This is a genomic window from Flavobacterium sp. (genome assembly GCF_035456085.1).
Taxonomy (GTDB): Bacteria; Bacteroidota; Bacteroidia; order Flavobacteriales; family Flavobacteriaceae; genus Flavobacterium.
The window spans coordinates 1-2,076 of sequence record NZ_DATIDY010000067.1 but is presented as its reverse complement, the minus strand read 5'-3'; the positions used below and the strand labels follow the sequence as shown (position 1 = coordinate 2,076).

The 2,076-nt window shown below is 31.8% G+C and carries 1 protein-coding gene and 1 pseudogene; both read right to left on the bottom strand.

Annotation, left to right across the window (positions count from 1 at the left end; all coding sequences use genetic code 11):
• Nucleotides 1–179: 179 nt before the first annotated feature.
• A complete protein-coding gene (bamH, locus tag VLC96_RS05340) occupies nucleotides 180–1,823 on the bottom strand; it encodes a BamH family beta-barrel-assembly machinery protein (RefSeq protein WP_325261127.1) in 1,644 nt (547 codons plus the stop codon).
• 24 nt (nucleotides 1,824–1,847) lie between these two features.
• Nucleotides 1,848–2,076: pseudogene (locus VLC96_RS05335) on the bottom strand (glycogen/starch synthase); the annotation flags it as partial.

Genomic DNA, 2,076 nt, shown 5'->3' with positions numbered 1-2,076 from the left:
TTTTTTCTCAAGATCAGAAACTTTCCCCTTTGTTTTTGAAACCACTAAATCATTTCCATCAAACAACATCACACCAGCACTATCATAACCACGATATTCCAGTCTCTTCAATCCTTTTATTACGATAGGATAAGCCTCTCTGCGGCCAATATACCCAACAATTCCACACATAGTTTCTTTTAATTAGCTTTTGTATAATAAATTACGAATTTTAATCTTTTCTTTTCATCGGCAACATTGTTACCATAGACAATAGCACCTAAGGGATTCATAACCGACGCCATTGGAGCTTTTAAAGGAAAACCAGTTTTATCTCTTAATGAGTTAAAAGCAGAATAATCAATGCTTTCTGTAACAACTAATCCTAAATCTACATTTGTTGAATCAGCGTGTTTAACTAGATTTCTTACATGGTCCGTTATCCTGAATTTATAAGTGTAACCTCCTCCATTTGCGGCAGATTCCTTTACTGCTATTCCACCAAAAACATACCTATTATTCTTACCATTACTCGCTTTAGAAGCATCATAAGTATAATCATAAAGAGTGTGATTGTTTTTAAAATCATATAAATAAATCCTTTGCGGCACATAACTATTACCCATAGCATCAGAATTTAAATGAAAAATCAAATCGGCTTCATTAATAAGATACTTATTCGATCTCATAATATCCAATTGATCAGCAACTCCATTTGGCGCACCTGTCATACCATCACTACCAAATTTATCATCCCCAAATAGTTTTAATATAGACAAAGAACCTTCTCCACCTTTAAGATACAAATTAGGATCTCCATTTACAGGGTCAATATTACTAGGATTTGTTGCGTTAGCATAATCTGGATTCGTATTACTTTGATCTAATAAACTAACTGTATTACCTTTTATATCATCTGCTGTATTACCTACTAATGAAAGTACCAACGTTTTTTCTGTCACAACTGTACTGATAGTCTCTTCATAAGTAATTGTAATTTTACCTTTAGCAAAATTAATCATTGCCAAATTACCTTCAGTAGCACCAATACTTTCAATATTAAAGAACAAGCCTCTAAAATAATCTTTAAACACATCATTATTCGCTAATGATCCAGCCGGAGCATTTAATATTTTACTTTGAAAGAAAGCATTATTCAGGTTCAATCTCATTGCTGGAGCCGTTCTGGTAGTAACAGGAGTTGTTGAGCCACTAGGTGTTTTTGTTTCCTCATATTCTGCAGGACTAAAGAAAAATTGTTCATTTTCAGCTGGATTAGAACTATCATTTAAAAGAACATCTTTCCTTACGGATGCAAATTCTGAATATTGATTTGTATAATATTTTTGAGGTTGAGTAAATTGATCTTCTGGATCCAAATTTCTCATATAATACCCAGATTCATACAAACTAAGTTTCATTTTAGCCAAACTTGGACCATAAATAGAATCCAAAACATAGGTGCTTTTTCCTGTACTTGCATCCAATACTGTCTGCTTACTGTCTATAAAATAAGGTATTGTAAGCACTGCACTTTTTATTTTTGCAGAAACATCAATAGTAGGATTTACAGATACTAATGCTACTTGTGTTACAAAATTCGCTTTGGTAGTCCCAAAAGATGGATTATTATAAATTCCAAGAGGATTAATTGGTAAATTATTGGACTGAATTGGTCCTAATTTTTGGTTATAAGCAACAACTGAAAATTCGTCTTTTTTAATATCAAAAGAGTTGTCACCAATAATATCTTCGCCAACAACATTAAATTCCTTATCACAGGAAGCAAAAAGAACAATAAAAAAAAGGAAAGGAATTGTTTTAAAAATGGAATTTCTAAGCATACTTATTATTCGTAAATGATTGATTTATAACAACATATTTTCATAGAATTGCGTATAAGAAACCGCAAATTCATCTTTAAATTTCAAAGGTAGAAAAGGTTTGTTTGAAGACTCTATAAATTTTGTTAAACTTGGAGACACACCTTCTGAAGCAATTATCACCGCATCCGAATTACGAATAGTAGTTTTCATAATGTTTTCATAGTTTGGAACTTCCAATTCAGAAATGGCTTCATCAGGAATTCCATCAAAA

Bases quoted from the DNA above. Each gene is read 5' to 3' on its own strand.
- bamH (WP_325261127.1), bottom strand. From the start codon at position 1,823: ATGCTTAGAAATTCCATTTTTAAAACAATTCCTTTCCTTTTTTTTATT.